Here is a 16,484-nt window from a genome sequence, read left to right as displayed (position 1 = left end):
AACATCTTAATCTTATTCCCTTCACCATAACGTCATCGATTAGCATGTTAACCATTAAATACAAGCTAAACATTTTTCACATTTTTATTTGGTTGAGCGAAAAAATAATACAAAATAGAATTTTCAGTAAGCTAAGTCAGGAGTTTTGGTGAAAATACAAGAAGTTAAGCGTATATTAACCCGCTGGCAACCGTCTTCCTTTTCCCTATACCGGGAGGTGTTTACGCAATACGGCGGTAGTATCAATATGCACCCAGATATTGTGGATTATTTCATGAAGCGCCATAACTGGCATTTTAAATTCTTCCACTATAAAGAAGATGATAAGATTAAAGGCGCCTACTTTATCTGTAATGATCAGAATATTGGCATCCTGACGCGCAGAACCTTCCCGCTATCTTCAGATGAGATACTTATTCCGATGGCGCCAGATTTACGCTGCTTCTTGCCCGATCGTACTAACCGACTTTCGGCGTTGCATCAGCCACAAATACGCAATGCCATATGGAAACTCGCCAGAAAGAAACAAAATTGTCTGGTCAAAGAAACGTTCTCTTCTAAGTTTGAAAAAACACGCCGTAATGAATATCAGCGGTTTCTTAAAAAAGGCGGAAGTGTAAAAAGCGTTGCTGATTGTTCTTCTGATGAACTGACTCATATTTTTATCGAGTTATTTCGGTCTCGTTTCGGCAATACTTCATCCTGCTATCCCGCTGATAACCTTACCAACTTTTTTAGTCAACTGCATCACCTTCTGTTTGGGCATATTCTTTATATTGAAGGGATACCCTGTGCATTTGATATCGTACTGAAATCTGAAAGCCAGATGAACGTCTACTTTGACGTATCTAATGGTGCAATTAAAAATGAGTTCAGGCCACTCAGTCCCGGCAGCATACTGATGTGGCTAAATATTAACCGCGCCAGACATTACTGCCAGGAAAGACAAAAAAAATTACTTTTTTCCATCGGCATACTAAGGCCTGAATGGGAATATAAGCGCATGTGGTCGACCCCCTATTTTACCGGGAAATCGATTTGCTAAAAAGAAAGCCTGGACGTAAATATGTTTTTTACGTCCAGATTTTTCATAAGTCCTGATGAACTGATAAAAAACGAAAGTTTAATCATAATTTGAAAAATAAGTTAACCACCATATAATCATAATGACAATTACTCGAAATTCACTTACACTATACTCGGTTTTATGGAATTGATTAACACAGTATGTTACAGATAACGTGCTAAAAAGCGTGCAGCGGTTATACATTTTCATATGTGTGTGTCATTAACCTGGCGTCAGGAACAGATGATGATGACAACTACCCTTTTATCTCTTCTGGCCTGGCATACCGTCAGTAGATTAAAGGTGTAGCCTTGCTTTATGGCATTACAAAAATGTGGGTGAGGTCTATGCTCAATGTATACGTTATTTGTAACAACGCTCTTGTGCATAAACAATACGTTATTGCCAACAGCACTGAACGGGTACAGTGGTTCTTGCTGACAACAGGCTTAAAGATCGTCTTAACACGGGATACCTGATAACTGGATTATATTATGACACATGCAGACTGGCTGATTCTTGGGTATACAACTGTTATTATTATTTTTGGTATTGTATGTTATATCGGATTGCTTAAATTGATAACGAAAGGCAAGCATGAAAAATAACGCGCTTACCGGGAAGAATATACTCTCAGGAGATAAAATGCTTCGGCAATGATATGACACCACTGCCGAAATGCTATTTTTACAGAAATCAATCAGGTATTGAGGGTGATTTTATCATAGCCGCGCCAGCGATAATTCAACAACGAGAGCAGCCAGAATAGCACGAAAGCGCCCACTACCCAGAAGCCCACATTCCCCATATGATCGTTAAGCGTGCTTACGGTCTGCCAAAATGTTCCGCTTAACTGTAACGCATCATCAATCAACCCCAGCGCCTCAAGCCCGCCAATCGCCAGCGCGACAATGACGGATGCGGCGGTAATGGTCATATTATAATAAAGCTTACGTAATGGATGCGAGAAAGCCCAACCGTAAGCGCCGACCATGACAAAGTTATCCAGGGAATCCACCAGCGCCATCCCGGCGGTAAACAGCACAGGAAAAATCATCATCGACCAGAGAGATAGCCCCTGGTTGGCTGCTGAAGCGGAAATGCCCAGCAACCCAACCTCGGTTGCGGTATCAAATCCCAGACCAAACAGAAAACCGACAAAATACATATGCCAACTGGAAGTGACCAAACGAAACGTACGCTGAAATATACGCGTCATCAGCCCGCCAGGTATGGCCTCGTCATGCGCCCTCACTGACTCGCCGCGGGTAACCGAGCGAAATTGCCGCCAGACGTTGAACAAAATAAACAGGTTAAGCAGGGCCATCGCCAGCAGAAAAAAAGCGGAAACAGCCGTACCAATCAATGAACCATATTGATGCAAAACATCAATACGATCGCGAAATGCCATCGACGTCACAACAATCGCCAGACATGCCAGAACGACAATGGTCGAATGACCCAATGAAAAAAACGCCCCCACGCCTAAAGGCGTTTTACCCTGCTGCATCAGTTTACGGGTGACGGTATCGATGGCTGCGATATGATCGGCATCAACCGCATGACGCAGCCCAAAGCTATACGCCAGTATGGCTGCACTTAGCATGACTGCATGGTGATGAAAAACACAGAACGCCCAAATCCAGGCCAGGATGTTAACCCCGACAAGAAAGACGGTTAATGCTATTCCCCGTCGTTTAGTATGATTATTCATGCCCCTGCACCCACTATATTTTTAATTAACGCTACGGTTTGTAGGGGGAATGTATGATCATTTGATTAAAACGTCACACCTCAAGATGCGACTTTTTGTAAACGTGCTTTACCGCTGACACATTTGTGCGCATTACTGCGGAACAAGGCTTAAAAAGCGTATCCGAACGTATAACCCTCCCAACGCTTCACTACGGGAAAAATGGGGATGAGTACGGTGCAGGCGTGCGATATCATTGACCAAAGCCAGACCAATGCCCGCCCCGGCCACATTTCCTACGTTATCGAGCCGGTGGAACGGCTGTAGCGCCAGATGGATGTGTTCATCATCAATGCCGGGGCCGCTATCTTCGACAACCAGCGTCACGGCATCGCCATCTCGTTCAAGCCGCGCGGTGACGATGCCTTGCTCAGGCGTGTATTTCAGCGCATTATCCAGCAAGTTTCCGCACAGCTCGCTAAGCAGTACCTCATCCCCCTCGATCCACATCGCTTCCTGTTCGCCTTCGTAGCCCAGGTCGATATGTTTACTTCGCGCCTGCGCCAGGCGGGTAAAGCAGCCGCTCTGTACGATATCGTACAGATTCACTGGGGAAAAACGCCGCTCGCCCTGCTCTTTATGCTTTACCGCAGAAAGTTGCAACAATCTTTCCGTGAGCTGAATGGTGCTATCCAGCGTTACGCTCATCGCCTGCAGACTTTCGTACCAGTGATGAGGGTGCTGGCTGGCTAACGCCACCGCCGCCTGCGTTTTTAACACCGCCAGCGGCGTTTTTAACTGGTGAGAAGCATCGGCGCTAAAGCGTTCCTGCCGGGAAAGGATGCCGCGGAGCCTGTCAATGTAGCGATTAAACGCCACGATTAACAAGCGTGTTTCCGACCACGGCAGCAGTTCCGGCAGTGGCGTTAACAGACCCGGTTCGCGGCGTACCATTAATGATGAAAGTTGACGCATAGGGCGCAGGATCCGGCGTAATAACCAGCCAACCAGCACCAGGGTCAGCAACACCAGCAGCCCCTGTGAGATCCAGGAAGAGAACAGCAGTTGGCCCGCCAGATAACGACGGGACTGCAGCGTCTCTGCGACATAAATCTCCGCCATGCCGATAATGCCGCCTTCGTTGACCGGCTGTAGCAAACGCGCCACGCGGATCGCCTCGCCGCGATACTCGGTATGATAGAACCACGCCAGCGCCGGATAAAGCCGGGTACGGGGCGTAGCGGGCGGCATGGCAGGCAGATCGTCATAACCGGAAATGACCTTTCCGGAAGGGTCGACGACTTTGTAATAGAGTCGATCATTCATATTAAGCTCGAAGCTATCCAGCACCACCCAGGGCACGTTAACTTCCAGATGGTTATTGCGCACCACCAGCCGTTCCGATACCGTTCGCGCCGAGGAGAGCAATGTACGATCATAAGCCTGAGTGGCGGCCTGTAGCGCATTGACATAGCTGTTAAACGCCGACAGCCCCCATAGCAGAATCAGCGGCAACCCCAGGAACAGCAAGAGTTGCAGGTACAACGATTGCGGCTTAACCCACTTCATCGCCGCGCTCCAGCACATAACCCAGGCCGCGCAGCGTCGTAATTCGTACATCGCTTCCATGAAGTTTTTTACGCAGTCGATGAATATAAAGTTCGATGCTTTCAGGGCTTACCTCATCGTTCAGGCTGAACACCTGTTCAAAAAGCTGCTGACGCGAAACTGGTCGCGTTCGTCGGTACATCAATACGGTTAAGAGCGCCTGCTCACGCGGCGTCAGCGCTAACGGCTGTCCCTGTAACAGAAAATACCCTTCATCATGAAAGATCAATTCCCCCAGTTGCTGAACTTCATGAACCTGCCCAGCGCTGCGTCGCAGCAAGGCCCGTAAACGGGCATCCAGCTCTTCCAGTTCAAAGGGTTTCGGCAGATAGTCATCCGCGCCGACGTTGAGACCTTTTACGCGATCCGCCACCGCGCTTCGCGCCGTGAGCAGCAAAACGGGCAAGGTCTGACCGCGTTTACGCAGCCGTTGCACCACCTCCAGTCCATCCATTCCCAGCATATTGATATCCAGTACCGCCAGCGCGTACATTTCACTGTGCAGAAGATGGTCAGCCGCCAGGCCGTCAAATACGCAGTCCACGGCAAAGCCGTTTTGCACCAGCGCTTTCTCCAGCCAGTGAGCCAGCTCACGGTTATCTTCCGCCAATAAGAGACGCATATCACATCCTGTAAAGTTTCTGCCGCATTGAAAGGGAATTGAAAGGTTATTGTTTTAACAATCACGCAACCGAACTGCTACATGTCGGCTCACATAATCACAAAAATCTTCTTCCGAACCTGAAAAATCCGGACGTCCGGCGTGAGGATAAAAAATGAAAAAACAATTACTTCGTACCCTTACTGCAAGCATTTTATTAATGAGTACCTCTGTTCTGGCGCAGGAGGCGCCGTCGCGAACGGAATGTATCGCGCCAGCCAAACCTGGCGGCGGTTTCGACCTCACCTGTAAGCTGATTCAGGTGAGTTTGCTGGAGACTGGCGCTATCGAGAAACCCATGCGGGTAACGTATATGCCCGGCGGCGTCGGCGCTGTGGCCTATAACGCGATAGTCGCCCAACGCCCTGGCGAACCCGGGACTGTGGTCGCCTTTTCCGGCGGTTCGCTGCTCAACCTGTCGCAGGGGAAATTTGGTCGCTACGGCGTGGATGATGTGCGCTGGCTGGCAAGCGTGGGCACTGATTACGGCATGATCGCCGTGCGTGCGGATTCCCCGTGGAAAACGCTGAAAGATCTGATGACGGCGATGGAAAAAGATCCCAACAGCGTGGTCATTGGCGCTGGCGCCTCTATTGGCAGCCAGGACTGGATGAAGTCGGCGTTGCTGGCGCAAAAGGCGAACGTCGACCCGCACAAGATGCGCTACGTTGCCTTTGAGGGCGGCGGCGAGCCGGTGACGGCATTAATGGGCAACCATGTTCAGGTTGTCTCCGGCGATCTCAGTGAAATGGTGCCTTATCTGGGCGGCGACAAAATCCGCGTGCTTGCCGTCTTTTCAGAAAATCGTCTGCCGGGCCAGCTTGCCAATATCCCTACCGCTAAAGAACAGGGCTACGACCTGGTGTGGCCGATTATTCGCGGCTTCTACGTCGGGCCCAAAGTCAGCGATGCCGATTACCAGTGGTGGGTGGATACCTTCAAGAAGCTTCAGCAAACCGACGAGTTTAAAAAGCAGCGCGATCTGCGCGGCCTGTTTGAGTTCGACATGACCGGCCAGCAGCTCGATGACTACGTGAAAAAACAGGTTACTGATTACCGTGAACAGGCGAAAGCCTTCGGACTCGCGAAATAATCGCGGAGGCAATGATGAGCGATCGTATCTTTGCGGGTATCTGGCTGTTGCTCTGTATCGCCGGGCTATTCATCGCCTGGCAGATCCAAAGCGAATACAGCTATGAACCCGTCGGCCCCCGCCCTTTTCCGCTGGGGATTATCGGCCTGATGGCGCTCTGCGCGCTGGCGCTGTTATTGCGCCATCCCGACACGGTTAGCTGGCCGCGCCGCCATGTGCTGCAAAAGCTAATTACCATGATCATCATCCTGTTGATGTATGCCTGGGGATTCGAATGGCTGGGTTTTCCCATCGCCACCGCGCTTCTCACCATGGTTATCGGGATGCTGTTCGGCGCCACGATTCCGGCGGCGGGTATCTCCGGCGCGGTATTGGGTATTCTGCTGTGGTATGCCTTTGACCGGCTGCTTGATGTCACCTTACCTCTCGGCGCCTGGCTGAGTTAACGGAGCAACGATGGATACCTGGATATATCTTTCTCAGGGCTTTGCGGTGGCGATGACGCCGGAAAACCTGGTTATCGCGTTGATTGGCTGCTTCGTGGGCACGATCGTCGGTCTGCTGCCGGGCCTGGGACCGATCAACGGCGTGGCAATCTTACTGCCGCTGGCCTTTGCGTTGCATCTGCCTGCGGAGTCGGCGCTAATTCTGCTGGCGACGGTGTACATTGGGTGTGAGTATGGCGGCAGGATCTCCTCCATATTGCTCAACGTCCCCGGCGATGCGGCGGCGATCATGACGGCGCTGGACGGTTACCCGATGGCGCAGCAAGGGAAAGGCGGCGTAGCGCTGTCGATTTCCGCAGTCAGCTCGTTTTTCGGTTCATTAATCGCTATCGGCGGCATCATTCTGTTCGCCCCTTTACTGGCGCAATGGTCGCTGGCCTTTGGTCCTGCGGAATATTTCGCCTTAATGGTTTTTGCCATCGCCTGTCTTGGCAGCATGATGGCGCAAAACCCGCTTAAATCATTTCTGGCAGCGCTGATCGGTCTTGGCCTTGCGACCGTCGGCGTAGACGCCAACACCGGGGTTTATCGCTTTACCTTTGACAGCGTTCATCTTTCCGACGGCGTACAGTTTATCGTCGTGGTGATCGGCCTGTTCTCGGTATCAGAAATACTTTTAATGCTGGAACATACCAGCAGCGGGCAAACAATGGTCCGCAAAACGGGTCGAATGTTATTCAACCTGAAAGAAGGCGCGCAGTGTATCGGCACTACCCTGCGTTCTTCGGTAATCGGCTTTTTTGTCGGCGTATTGCCCGGCGCCGGGGCGACCATCGCCAGCGCCATTACCTATATGACCGAGAAAAAACTCAGCGGCAACAGCGATAGCTTCGGCAAAGGGGATATTCGCGGCGTCGCGGCGCCGGAGGCGGCAAACAACGCCTCTGCCTGCGGCTCCTTCATCCCGATGCTGACGCTGGGCGTTCCCGGTTCCGGCACTACGGCAGTGATGATGGGGGCGCTGACGCTGTACAACATCACGCCAGGCCCGGCGATGTTCACCGAACAGCCGGATATCGTCTGGGGACTCATCGCTGCGCTGCTGATTGCGAACGTGATGCTGCTGATCATGAATATCCCGTTGATCGGTCTGTTCACCCGTATGCTCACCATTCCGCTGTGGTTCCTGGTACCCGCCATCGCTGCCGTATCGGCGGTAGGGGTGTATGCGGTACACAGCACCACCTTCGATCTGGTGCTGATGGTCGCGCTCGGCGTGTTAGGGTACATTTTACGTAAAATGCACTTCCCCATGTCGCCGCTGATCCTGGGATTCGTACTGGGGGAAATGCTGGAGCAGAACCTGCGTCGCGCACTCTCCATCAGTAACGGCAATATGGCGATTTTGTGGCAAAGCGGCGTTGCCAAAGCCCTGCTGATCATGGCGATCATGGTCATTGTCGTACCGCCAGTGTTACGTCTGATCCGTAAACACAGCCGTAAACCGCAGGTTGACGCCGGTTAATTGACTGCTGAAATACGTTGTACTTGTCCGGCCTACGCGCTCATGTGTCAGGCCGGGCAACCCCGCCAGCATCACTTTCCCCATAACGCTCTCATTTTACACCCCTTCTTGCCGTTGTCAGGCTCGTGGCGCCGTTAACCTCACCCTTTGCATTGTTAAATATTTGTTGTTTTTGATCACAATAATTAAACAAAAGCGGTTGTTTCATACGCGTTCCTGGAAAATGTCGATATTTTTAATTTATGGCTACGAAATGAGCATCGCCATGTCTCCCTGACCATCTTACCGAGAGGAATGATTCTGATGAATGCACTGACTGCCGTAAAAGCGAACACAGATGATTTAGCCCAACGCCATACTGGTTTCACCCTTGCCCCTTCGGCGCAGTCGCCGCGCCTGCTGGCGTTAACGTTTACGGCGGATACCACAAGACAATTTCTCCATCAGGTTGCGCAATGGCCGGTGCAGGCGCTGGAATACAAATCTTTCTTACGTTTCAAAATCGGCAAGATCCTCGACGATCTGTGCGGCAATCAGCTACAACCGCTGTTGATCAAAACGCTCCTCAACCGTGCACAAGGCGCGCTGTTGATCAGCGCCGAAGGGATCGATGATGTCGCACAGGCAGAAGAGATGGTCAAACTGGCGACGGCGGTGGCGCATCTTATTGGTCGCTCCAACTACGATGCGATGAGCGGCCAGTATTACGCGCGTTTCGTGGTCAAAAACGTCGACAACTCCGACAGTTATCTGCGCCAGCCCCACCGCGTAATGGAACTGCACAATGACGGTACCTATGTTGAGGAGGTGACCGACTACGTGCTGATGATGAAAATCGACGAACAAAATATGGAAGGCGGTAACTCGCTGCTGCTGCACCTTGATGACTGGGAACATCTGGAGTCGTTTTTTACCCATCCGCTGGCGCGTCGCGTCATGCGCTGGGCGGCGCCGCCAAGCAAGAATGTTAGCCATGACGTCTGGCACCCGGTGTTTGATGTCGACCAACAAGGCCGCCCGGTCATGCGTTATATCGACCAGTTCGTCCAGCCAAAAGACTTTGAAGAAGGCGTCTGGCTCAGCGAGCTTTCAGACGCGCTGGAAACCAGTCAAAACATCCTCTCCGTGCCGGTACCGGTCGGCAAATTCCTGCTGATTAACAATCTATTCTGGCTACATGGACGCGATCGTTTTACGCCGCATCCTGACTTGCGTCGCGAGCTGATGCGCCAGCGCGGTTACTTCGCCTACGCCGCCAGCCATTATCAAACTCACCAATAAGCGCCACGGCGAAGGAATTACGCGGATGTATGATTTTGTGATTATCGGCGGCGGCATTATCGGCATGTCGACCGCCATGCAACTTATTGATGTCTACCCGGATGCGCGCATCGCATTGCTGGAAAAAGAGTCCGCGCCAGCCTGCCACCAGACCGGGCATAACAGCGGCGTGATCCATGCCGGGGTGTACTACACGCCCGGCAGCCTCAAAGCGCGGTTTTGTCTGGCGGGCAATCAGGCGACCAAAACCTTTTGCGATCAAAACAACATCCGCTACGACACCTGCGGCAAAATGTTGGTCGCCACCTCGGAGCTGGAAATGGCGCGGATGCGCGCGCTATGGGAGCGGACGGCGGCCAACGGCTTAGAGCGCGAGTGGTTAAGCGCGGCGGAGCTGCGTGAACGCGAACCCAATATCATTGGCCTGGGCGGGATTTTTGTCCCTTCCAGCGGGATTGTCAGCTATCGCGATGTCGCGACGGCCATGGCGAACCGCTTTCAGGCCAAAGGCGGCGAGATCATCTACCATGCCGAGGTCAGCGCGCTAACAGAACATGCCGCTGGCGTTGTCATTCGCACCTCGCAAGGTCGGGAAATCGAAACCGCTACGCTTATCGGCTGTGCAGGGCTGATGGCGGATCGGCTGGTCAAAATGCTGGGCGTGGAGCCCGGTTTTATTATCTGCCCTTTCCGCGGCGAGTACTTTCGTCTGGCCCCGCGACACAACCGGATCGTTAACCATTTGATCTACCCGATCCCCGATCCGGCAATGCCGTTTCTCGGCGTCCATCTTACCCGCATGATCGACGGCAGCGTTACGGTCGGGCCGAATGCGGTGCTGGCGCTTAAACGCGAAGGCTACCGTAAGCGCGACGTTTCCTTCACCGACACCCTGGAGATTTTCCGCTCCGCCGGCATTCGTCGCGTACTGCAAAATCATCTGCTTTCCGGACTGGGCGAGATGAAAAACTCGCTGTGCAAAAGCGGCTATTTGCGGCGAGTACAAAAGTATTGCCCCAGCCTGACCGTCAACGATCTCCAGCCCTGGCCGGCAGGCGTGCGGGCGCAGGCGGTTTCGCCGGACGGCAAACTGATTGATGATTTTCTGTTTGTCACGACGCCGCGTTCCATTCACACCTGTAACGCCCCCTCCCCGGCGGCGACATCAGCGATACCTATCGGCGCGCATATCGTCAGCAAAGTTCAGGCGCTACGCGAAAGCCAGATCAACCCCGGACGTGCGCTGCGTGCGGCACGCAGCGTGGACGCATTACACGCCGCATTTACCCGTTAACCCTTCAGACAGGAAGCAATTATGCAACTTAACGACTCTACCCTGTTCCGCCAGCAGGCCTTTATCGATGGCGACTGGCGCGACGCGCGCGGCGGCGATGTCATCCCCGTGAGCAACCCCGCCAACGGGAAACCGCTTGGCAATGTGCCCAAAATGGGGGCGGAAGAGACGTGCGACGCCATCGACGCCGCCAATCGCGCCCTGCCCGCCTGGCGCGCGCTCACCGCCAAAGAGCGAGCCAATATCCTGCGTCGCTGGTTCAATCTGATGATGGAACATCAGGACGATTTGGCGCGTCTGATGACGCTGGAACAGGGTAAACCGCTGGCGGAAGCGAAAGGCGAAATTAGCTACGCCGCCTCGTTTATTGAATGGTTCGCCGAAGAGGGGAAGCGTATCTATGGCGACACGATTCCAGGTCATCAGGCTGATAAACGGCTGCTGGTGATTAAACAACCCATCGGCGTCACCGCCGCGATTACCCCGTGGAACTTTCCCTCGGCAATGATCACCCGTAAAGCCGGCCCCGCGCTGGCCGCAGGCTGCACAATGGTACTCAAACCCGCCAGCCAGACGCCGTTTTCCGCGCTGGCGCTGGCGGAACTGGCCCGGCGCGCCGGAATTCCCGCAGGCGTATTTAACGTCGTTACCGGTTCGGCAGGCGATATCGGCGGCGAGCTGACCAGCAACCCGCTGGTACGCAAACTGTCGTTTACCGGCTCGACGGAGATTGGCCGCCAGCTAATGGAACAATGCGCCAAAGACATTAAAAAAGTGTCGCTGGAGTTGGGCGGCAATGCGCCGTTTATCGTCTTTGACGATGCCGATCTGGATAAAGCCGTCGAAGGCGCGCTGGCTTCGAAGTTTCGCAACGCCGGGCAGACCTGTGTCTGCGCCAATAGATTGTATGTTCAGGACGGCGTTTACGATCGTTTTGCGGAAAAACTCAACCAGGCGGTAAATAAGCTCGCGGTCGGCGACGGCCTGCAAGCCGACGTCGCTATCGGGCCGCTGATTGATGAAAAAGCCGTGGCGAAAGTCCAGGAGCATATCGCCGACGCGCTGGAAAAAGGCGCCCGCGTCATTACGGGCGGTGAAGCGCACAAATTGGGCGGCAACTTTTTTCAACCGACCATTCTGGCGGATGTTCCTGATAACGCGAAAGTCGCCAAAGAAGAGACATTCGGGCCGCTCGCGCCTCTGTTCCGCTTCAGCGACGAGGCGGACGTCATCAGACAGGCTAACGATACCGAGTTCGGCCTGGCAGCCTATTTTTATGCACGCGATTTAAGCCGCGTTTTCCGCGTCGGCGAAGCGCTGGAATACGGCATCGTCGGTATTAATACCGGCATTATCTCCAACGAAGTCGCGCCTTTCGGCGGTATTAAGGCCTCCGGATTAGGCCGTGAAGGTTCCAAATACGGCATCGAAGATTATTTAGAAATCAAATATATGTGCATCGGCCTTTAACAGGAGAGTCGCTAATGAATACCAATAACGCTTTAATGCAGCGCCGTCATAACGCCGTTCCTCGCGGCGTGGGCCAGATTCACCCGATTTTCGCCGAGCGGGCGGAAAATTGTCGGGTCTGGGATGTCGAAGGCAGTGAGTATCTCGATTTCGCGGGCGGCATTGCCGTCCTGAACACCGGTCATTTACATCCGGGCATTGTTTCAGCGGTCGAAGCGCAGTTGAAGAAATTGTCCCATACCTGTTTTCAGGTGCTGGCCTATGAACCGTATCTGGCGTTGTGCGAACGCATGAACCAGAAGGTACCGGGCGATTTCGCCAAAAAAACGTTGCTGGTCACGACCGGTTCAGAAGCGGTTGAAAACGCGGTGAAAATCGCCCGCGCGGCGACAAAACGCAGCGGCGCTATCGCGTTTAGCGGCGCTTACCACGGTCGTACCCACTACACGCTCTCTCTGACCGGGAAAGTACACCCGTACTCTGCTGGTATGGGATTGATGCCAGGCCATGTCTACCGCGCGCTTTATCCTTGCCCGCTACACAACATCAGCGACGACGACGCGATCGCCAGCATTGAACGCATCTTTAAAAATGATGCCGCGCCGGAAGATATCGCCGCCATTATTATTGAGCCGGTACAGGGCGAAGGCGGATTTTACGCCGCCTCTCCCGCGTTTATGCAGCGACTGCGCGCGCTATGCGACCAACACGGCATTATGTTGATTGCCGACGAAGTGCAAAGCGGCGCGGGCCGGACCGGTACGCTGTTCGCCATGGAACAGATGGGCGTTGCGGCAGATATTACCACGTTTGCGAAATCGATCGCCGGCGGCTTTCCGCTGGCAGGCGTTACCGGCCGGGCAGACGTGATGGACGCTATCGCGCCGGGCGGGCTGGGCGGCACCTATGCCGGAAACCCGATTGCCTGCGCCGCCGCACTGGCGGTACTGGACATTTTCGAGCAGGAAAATCTACTGCAAAAAGCGAATACGCTTGGCAACACGCTGCGCGATGGCCTGATGGAGATAGCGGAAACGCACCGTGAGATTGGCGACGTGCGCGGACTGGGCGCCATGATCGCCATTGAGTTGTTCGAAAATGGCGACCCCGGCAAACCGAACGCGACTCTGACCGCCGACATTGTGGCCCGCGCCCGCGAGAAAGGGTTAATTCTGCTCTCCTGCGGTCCTTACTACAACATCTTGCGCATCCTCGTTCCACTCACTATTGAGGCCTCGCAGATTCGGCAAGGCCTGGAGATTATCGCCCAGTGCTTTGATGAGGCGAAACAAGCGTAATGTCCAATAAGCAGCGTCGGGTGGCGACGTAACTGTCTTATCCGGCCTACAAAAACCGTTTCGATTGTAGGCCGAATAAGCCAGGCGCCATCCGGTAAACGAGCGCAATAACAATAAAGAGGTTTTAGGATGGGGCAATTGTCAGAATCACATGCATTAGGGGGCGGGCTGAAATCACGCCACGTCACCATGTTATCGATCGCCGGCGTCATCGGCGCCAGCCTGTTTGTCGGTTCCAGCGTGGCGATTGCGGAGGCCGGCCCTGCGGTACTGCTGGCCTATCTGTTCGCAGGACTTTTAGTCGTCATGATTATGCGAATGCTGGCTGAAATGGCCGTCGCCACGCCGGATACCGGTTCTTTTTCCACCTATGCGGATAAAGCGATCGGCCCCTGGGCCGGGTATACCATCGGCTGGTTATACTGGTGGTTTTGGGTGCTGGTTATTCCGCTGGAGGCCAATATTGCCGCCATTATTCTGAATTCATGGATACCGGGTATTCCGGTGTGGCTATTTTCATTAGTGATTACGCTTGCCTTAACCGGAAGCAATTTATTGAGCGTCAAAAATTACGGCGAATTCGAATTCTGGCTGGCGCTATGTAAAGTGATTGCTATCCTGGCGTTTATCGCGCTGGGCGCGACGGCGATTAGCGGTTTTTATCCGTATGCCGAGGTAAGCGGTATCTCCCGGCTATGGGATCACGGCGGTTTTATGCCTAACGGCTTCGGCGCGGTGTTAAGCGCCATGTTGATCACCATGTTCTCTTTTATGGGCGCGGAAATCGTCACTATTGCTGCCGCGGAATCCGATACGCCGGATAAACATATCGTACGCGCCACCAATTCTGTTATCTGGCGAATTTCCATCTTTTACTTGTGTTCCATTTTTGTGGTGGTGGCGCTGATCCCGTGGAATATGCCGGGTCTGAAAAGCGTAGGTTCGTACCGCTCGGTACTGGAGCTGCTTCATATTCCGCACGCAAAATTCATTATGGACTGCGTGATTTTGTTGTCGGTAACCAGTTGTCTGAACTCCGCATTATATACCGCCTCCCGGATGCTCTATTCCCTTAGCCGCCGCGGCGATGCGCCTGCGATAATGGGAAAAACTAACCGTAGCAAAACGCCCTGGGTAGCGGTTCTCCTCTCTACCGGCGCGGCGTTTTTAACCGTTATCGTCAATTATTATGCCCCGGCAAAAGTGTTTAAATTTCTTATCGACAGTTCCGGCGCCATCGCGCTGCTGGTCTATCTGGTGATTGCGATTTCGCAATTGCGGATGCGTAAAATTCTGCTGGCGCAGGGCGGAGAAATTAAGCTGAAAATGTGGCTTTATCCGTGGCTCACCTGGCTGGTTATCGGCTTTATCTGCTTTGTCCTGGTGGTGATGCTGTTTCGACCGGCACAGCAACTAGAAGTCATTTCGACCGGGCTGTTAGGGCTGGGCATAATAGGTACTGTCCCCATTATGTCTCGCTGGAAAAAACTGATAAGGTGGCAAAAAGCCCCCCTGCAAAACCTACGTTAGTTATTCCCGGCGTCAGCCGGGAAGCTTCTCAGGAGTAAAAGATGACCGCCCTTTCCCAACCGACGGCCATAGATGGCTATCGCTGGCTTAAAAATGACATTATTCGCGGCACTTATCAGCCGGATGAGAAACTGCGGATGAGTTTATTAACCGCCCGCTATGCGCTTGGCGTAGGGCCGCTGCGCGAGGCGCTGTCACAACTGGTGGCGGAACGGCTGGTCACCGTGGTGAATCAAAAAGGCTATCGCGTGGCGTCCATGTCAGAGGCAGAACTCCTCGATATTTTTGACGCGCGCGCCAATATGGAAGCGATGCTGGTACGCCTGGCGATTGAACGCGGCGATGATGCGTGGGAGGCGGAGATCCTGGCGCGAGCGCATATGCTCAGCAAACTGGAAGCCAGCGATGCCAGTGAACATATGCTCGATGAATGGGATCAGCGCCACCAGGCGTTCCATTCCGCCATTGTCGCCGGGTGCGGCTCCCACTATCTGCTACAGATGCGCGAACGCTTATTTGACCTGGCGGCCCGCTACCGCTTTATTTGGTTACGTGAAACCGTTCTGTCCGTCGAGATGCTGGAAGATAAACATATCCAGCATCACACGCTAACCGAAGCGATACTGGCGCGCGAGGCGGCACGCGCCAGCGAATTAATGCGTCAGCATTTGCTGACGCCGATTCCCATTATTCGCCAGGCGATGGCAGGGAAAATGTAGCCTGGCGCGACCTGATAGCCATTATTCTTCAGGAATACGCAACACTTGTCCCGGATATATTTTTTCCGGGCTTTTCAGCATCGGTTTATTTGCCTCGAAGATTTTATTATACAGATTGGCGTTACCATACACTTGCTTTGAAATAGCGCTCAGGGTGTCGCCTGATTTTACGGTATAAAACTGACTTTCAGCCGCCGGCGTCGTGGTTTTAACCTGATCGTCAACGCTGCTAATCCCGGCGATATTCCCCACGGCAACCAGAATTTTTTCTTTTGCCTCCTGACTCAGCCCATCACCCGTCACTGTCGCTTTTCCATCAGCTATTTGCACATTCACTTTGTCAGCGTCGGGTATTCCCGTTTTATTTAAATGTTCCTGGACTTTTTTCGCCTGATCGTCCTTATCATGATTAGCGGTTACCGCGTCCCAGAGTTTTTCACCTGCATCTTTTACAAAATTGAAAAGTCCCATATTCACCTCGCTTGTCAAAAATACACACAAAGAAAAGTGTAGCAGAGGGAATGAGGTTATCCTGATAAGCGGCGCTTATGCGCCGCCGGTGGCCGGTAATTAATGACGCATCTGAACCCAAAATGCGTGGATAAGCCCCGGAATATATCCGAGTAATGTCAGCAGGATATTAAGGATAAATGCCCAACCGAACCCTTTTCCTAAAAGTACGCCGAGCGGAGGCAAAATAATCGTAAATACAATTCTCCAGAAACCCATATACACTCCATACAAGCAAAATTAGTCATTGTTTAAAAAGAGATTTTATCTCTAAGCATAGTCAGTTTACC

15 protein-coding genes are annotated in these 16,484 nt (G+C 53.0%); 10 read left to right on the top strand and 5 right to left on the bottom strand.

All coding sequences use genetic code 11. The features are described 5' to 3' along the window. Nucleotides 1-148 precede the first annotated feature (148 nt). On the top strand, nt 149-1,045 hold the full coding sequence (locus EOS98_RS05635; protein WP_023250986.1) for an antimicrobial resistance protein Mig-14: 897 nt from the start codon (nt 149-151) through the stop codon (nt 1,043-1,045). A gap of 721 nt (nt 1,046-1,766) precedes the next feature. Here EOS98_RS05635 and EOS98_RS05630 read toward each other — a convergent pair. From EOS98_RS05630 to tctD, 3 genes are all read right to left on the bottom strand, one after another. Next, nucleotides 1,767-2,780, bottom strand: a complete 1,014-nt coding sequence (locus EOS98_RS05630) for a HoxN/HupN/NixA family nickel/cobalt transporter (protein WP_001059351.1) — start codon at nt 2,778-2,780, stop codon at nt 1,767-1,769. A 132-nt stretch (nt 2,781-2,912) separates the two neighbouring features. Beyond that, entirely contained in the window at nt 2,913-4,328 is a 1,416-nt protein-coding gene (locus EOS98_RS05625) for a sensor histidine kinase (RefSeq protein WP_000872338.1), read from the bottom strand. Further along, complete coding sequence (gene tctD / locus EOS98_RS05620; RefSeq protein ID WP_127821147.1) at nt 4,315-4,989, bottom strand: transcriptional regulator TctD; 675 nt, start codon at nt 4,987-4,989, stop codon at nt 4,315-4,317. Before tctD ends, EOS98_RS05625 begins: the two co-directional genes overlap by 14 nt. Nucleotides 4,990-5,143: 154 nt before the next feature. On the opposite strand from tctD, the gene EOS98_RS05615 reads away from it, so the two are divergent. The 9 genes from EOS98_RS05615 to csiR all read left to right on the top strand — a co-directional run bounded on the left by EOS98_RS05615 (nt 5,144) and on the right by csiR (nt 15,684). Beyond that, nucleotides 5,144-6,121 (top strand): Bug family tripartite tricarboxylate transporter substrate binding protein, encoded by a 978-nt coding sequence (locus EOS98_RS05615; protein ID WP_000744413.1) that lies wholly within the window; start codon nt 5,144-5,146, stop codon nt 6,119-6,121. An 11-nt stretch (nt 6,122-6,132) separates the two neighbouring features. Next, nucleotides 6,133-6,567: a tripartite tricarboxylate transporter TctB family protein gene (locus EOS98_RS05610; RefSeq protein ID WP_001574835.1), complete on the top strand. Its 435-nt coding sequence runs from the start codon at nt 6,133-6,135 to the stop codon at nt 6,565-6,567. 10 nt (nt 6,568-6,577) lie between these two features. Further along, complete coding sequence (locus tag EOS98_RS05605) at nt 6,578-8,092, top strand: tripartite tricarboxylate transporter permease (protein ID WP_000382034.1); 1,515 nt, start codon at nt 6,578-6,580, stop codon at nt 8,090-8,092. 303 nt (nt 8,093-8,395) lie between these two features. Then, nucleotides 8,396-9,373, top strand: a complete 978-nt coding sequence (glaH, locus tag EOS98_RS05600) for a glutarate dioxygenase GlaH (protein ID WP_000993100.1) — start codon at nt 8,396-8,398, stop codon at nt 9,371-9,373. A gap of 25 nt (nt 9,374-9,398) precedes the next feature. Beyond that, nucleotides 9,399-10,667 (top strand): L-2-hydroxyglutarate oxidase, encoded by a 1,269-nt coding sequence (gene lhgO / locus EOS98_RS05595; RefSeq protein ID WP_126523893.1) that lies wholly within the window; start codon nt 9,399-9,401, stop codon nt 10,665-10,667. A 21-nt stretch (nt 10,668-10,688) separates the two neighbouring features. After that, nucleotides 10,689-12,137: an NADP-dependent succinate-semialdehyde dehydrogenase gene (gabD, locus tag EOS98_RS05590; protein ID WP_126523892.1), complete on the top strand. Its 1,449-nt coding sequence runs from the start codon at nt 10,689-10,691 to the stop codon at nt 12,135-12,137. Between the two features lie 14 nt (nt 12,138-12,151). Continuing rightward, the gene (gabT, locus tag EOS98_RS05585) at nt 12,152-13,435 is read left to right on the top strand and encodes a 4-aminobutyrate--2-oxoglutarate transaminase (RefSeq protein ID WP_126523891.1); all 1,284 of its coding nucleotides are present in this window, start codon (nt 12,152-12,154) and stop codon (nt 13,433-13,435) included. A gap of 129 nt (nt 13,436-13,564) precedes the next feature. After that, nucleotides 13,565-14,965: a GABA permease gene (gene gabP, locus EOS98_RS05580; protein WP_000531282.1), complete on the top strand. Its 1,401-nt coding sequence runs from the start codon at nt 13,565-13,567 to the stop codon at nt 14,963-14,965. A 41-nt stretch (nt 14,966-15,006) separates the two neighbouring features. After that, on the top strand, nt 15,007-15,684 hold the full coding sequence (csiR, locus tag EOS98_RS05575) for a DNA-binding transcriptional regulator CsiR (RefSeq protein ID WP_000126152.1): 678 nt from the start codon (nt 15,007-15,009) through the stop codon (nt 15,682-15,684). Nucleotides 15,685-15,705: 21 nt separating this feature from the next. Here the strand turns inward: csiR and lysM are convergent, their stop codons facing one another. Further along, nucleotides 15,706-16,155, bottom strand: a complete 450-nt coding sequence (gene lysM / locus EOS98_RS05570) for a peptidoglycan-binding protein LysM (protein ID WP_000522406.1) — start codon at nt 16,153-16,155, stop codon at nt 15,706-15,708. Between the two features lie 99 nt (nt 16,156-16,254). Next, nucleotides 16,255-16,413, bottom strand: a complete 159-nt coding sequence (locus EOS98_RS05560; protein ID WP_000508175.1) for a YqaE/Pmp3 family membrane protein — start codon at nt 16,411-16,413, stop codon at nt 16,255-16,257. Nucleotides 16,414-16,484: the final 71 nt, after the last annotated feature.

The sequence above is a fragment of the Salmonella sp. SSDFZ69 genome (genome assembly GCF_004010755.1).
In the GTDB taxonomy this organism is placed as follows: Bacteria; Pseudomonadota; Gammaproteobacteria; order Enterobacterales; family Enterobacteriaceae; genus Salmonella; species Salmonella enterica.
This window is presented reverse-complemented; position numbering and strand designations above follow the sequence as displayed.

Excerpts from the sequence above, each read along its gene's own strand:
- EOS98_RS05605 (WP_000382034.1), top strand. The coding sequence starts at position 6,578 with ATGGATACCTGGATATATCTTTCTCAGGGCTTTGCGGTGGCGATGACG.
- lhgO (WP_126523893.1), top strand. The coding sequence starts at position 9,399 with ATGTATGATTTTGTGATTATCGGCGGCGGCATTATCGGCATGTCGACC.
- gabD (WP_126523892.1), top strand. The coding sequence starts at position 10,689 with ATGCAACTTAACGACTCTACCCTGTTCCGCCAGCAGGCCTTTATCGAT.
- EOS98_RS05615 (WP_000744413.1), top strand. The coding sequence starts at position 5,144 with ATGAAAAAACAATTACTTCGTACCCTTACTGCAAGCATTTTATTAATG.
- EOS98_RS05625 (WP_000872338.1), bottom strand. The coding sequence starts at position 4,328 with ATGAAGTGGGTTAAGCCGCAATCGTTGTACCTGCAACTCTTGCTGTTC.
- EOS98_RS05610 (WP_001574835.1), top strand. The coding sequence starts at position 6,133 with ATGATGAGCGATCGTATCTTTGCGGGTATCTGGCTGTTGCTCTGTATC.
- tctD (WP_127821147.1), bottom strand. The coding sequence starts at position 4,989 with ATGCGTCTCTTATTGGCGGAAGATAACCGTGAGCTGGCTCACTGGCTG.
- lysM (WP_000522406.1), bottom strand. The coding sequence starts at position 16,155 with ATGGGACTTTTCAATTTTGTAAAAGATGCAGGTGAAAAACTCTGGGAC.
- gabT (WP_126523891.1), top strand. The coding sequence starts at position 12,152 with ATGAATACCAATAACGCTTTAATGCAGCGCCGTCATAACGCCGTTCCT.
- csiR (WP_000126152.1), top strand. The coding sequence starts at position 15,007 with ATGACCGCCCTTTCCCAACCGACGGCCATAGATGGCTATCGCTGGCTT.
- gabP (WP_000531282.1), top strand. The coding sequence starts at position 13,565 with ATGGGGCAATTGTCAGAATCACATGCATTAGGGGGCGGGCTGAAATCA.
- EOS98_RS05560 (WP_000508175.1), bottom strand. The coding sequence starts at position 16,413 with ATGGGTTTCTGGAGAATTGTATTTACGATTATTTTGCCTCCGCTCGGC.
- EOS98_RS05630 (WP_001059351.1), bottom strand. The coding sequence starts at position 2,780 with ATGAATAATCATACTAAACGACGGGGAATAGCATTAACCGTCTTTCTT.
- glaH (WP_000993100.1), top strand. The coding sequence starts at position 8,396 with ATGAATGCACTGACTGCCGTAAAAGCGAACACAGATGATTTAGCCCAA.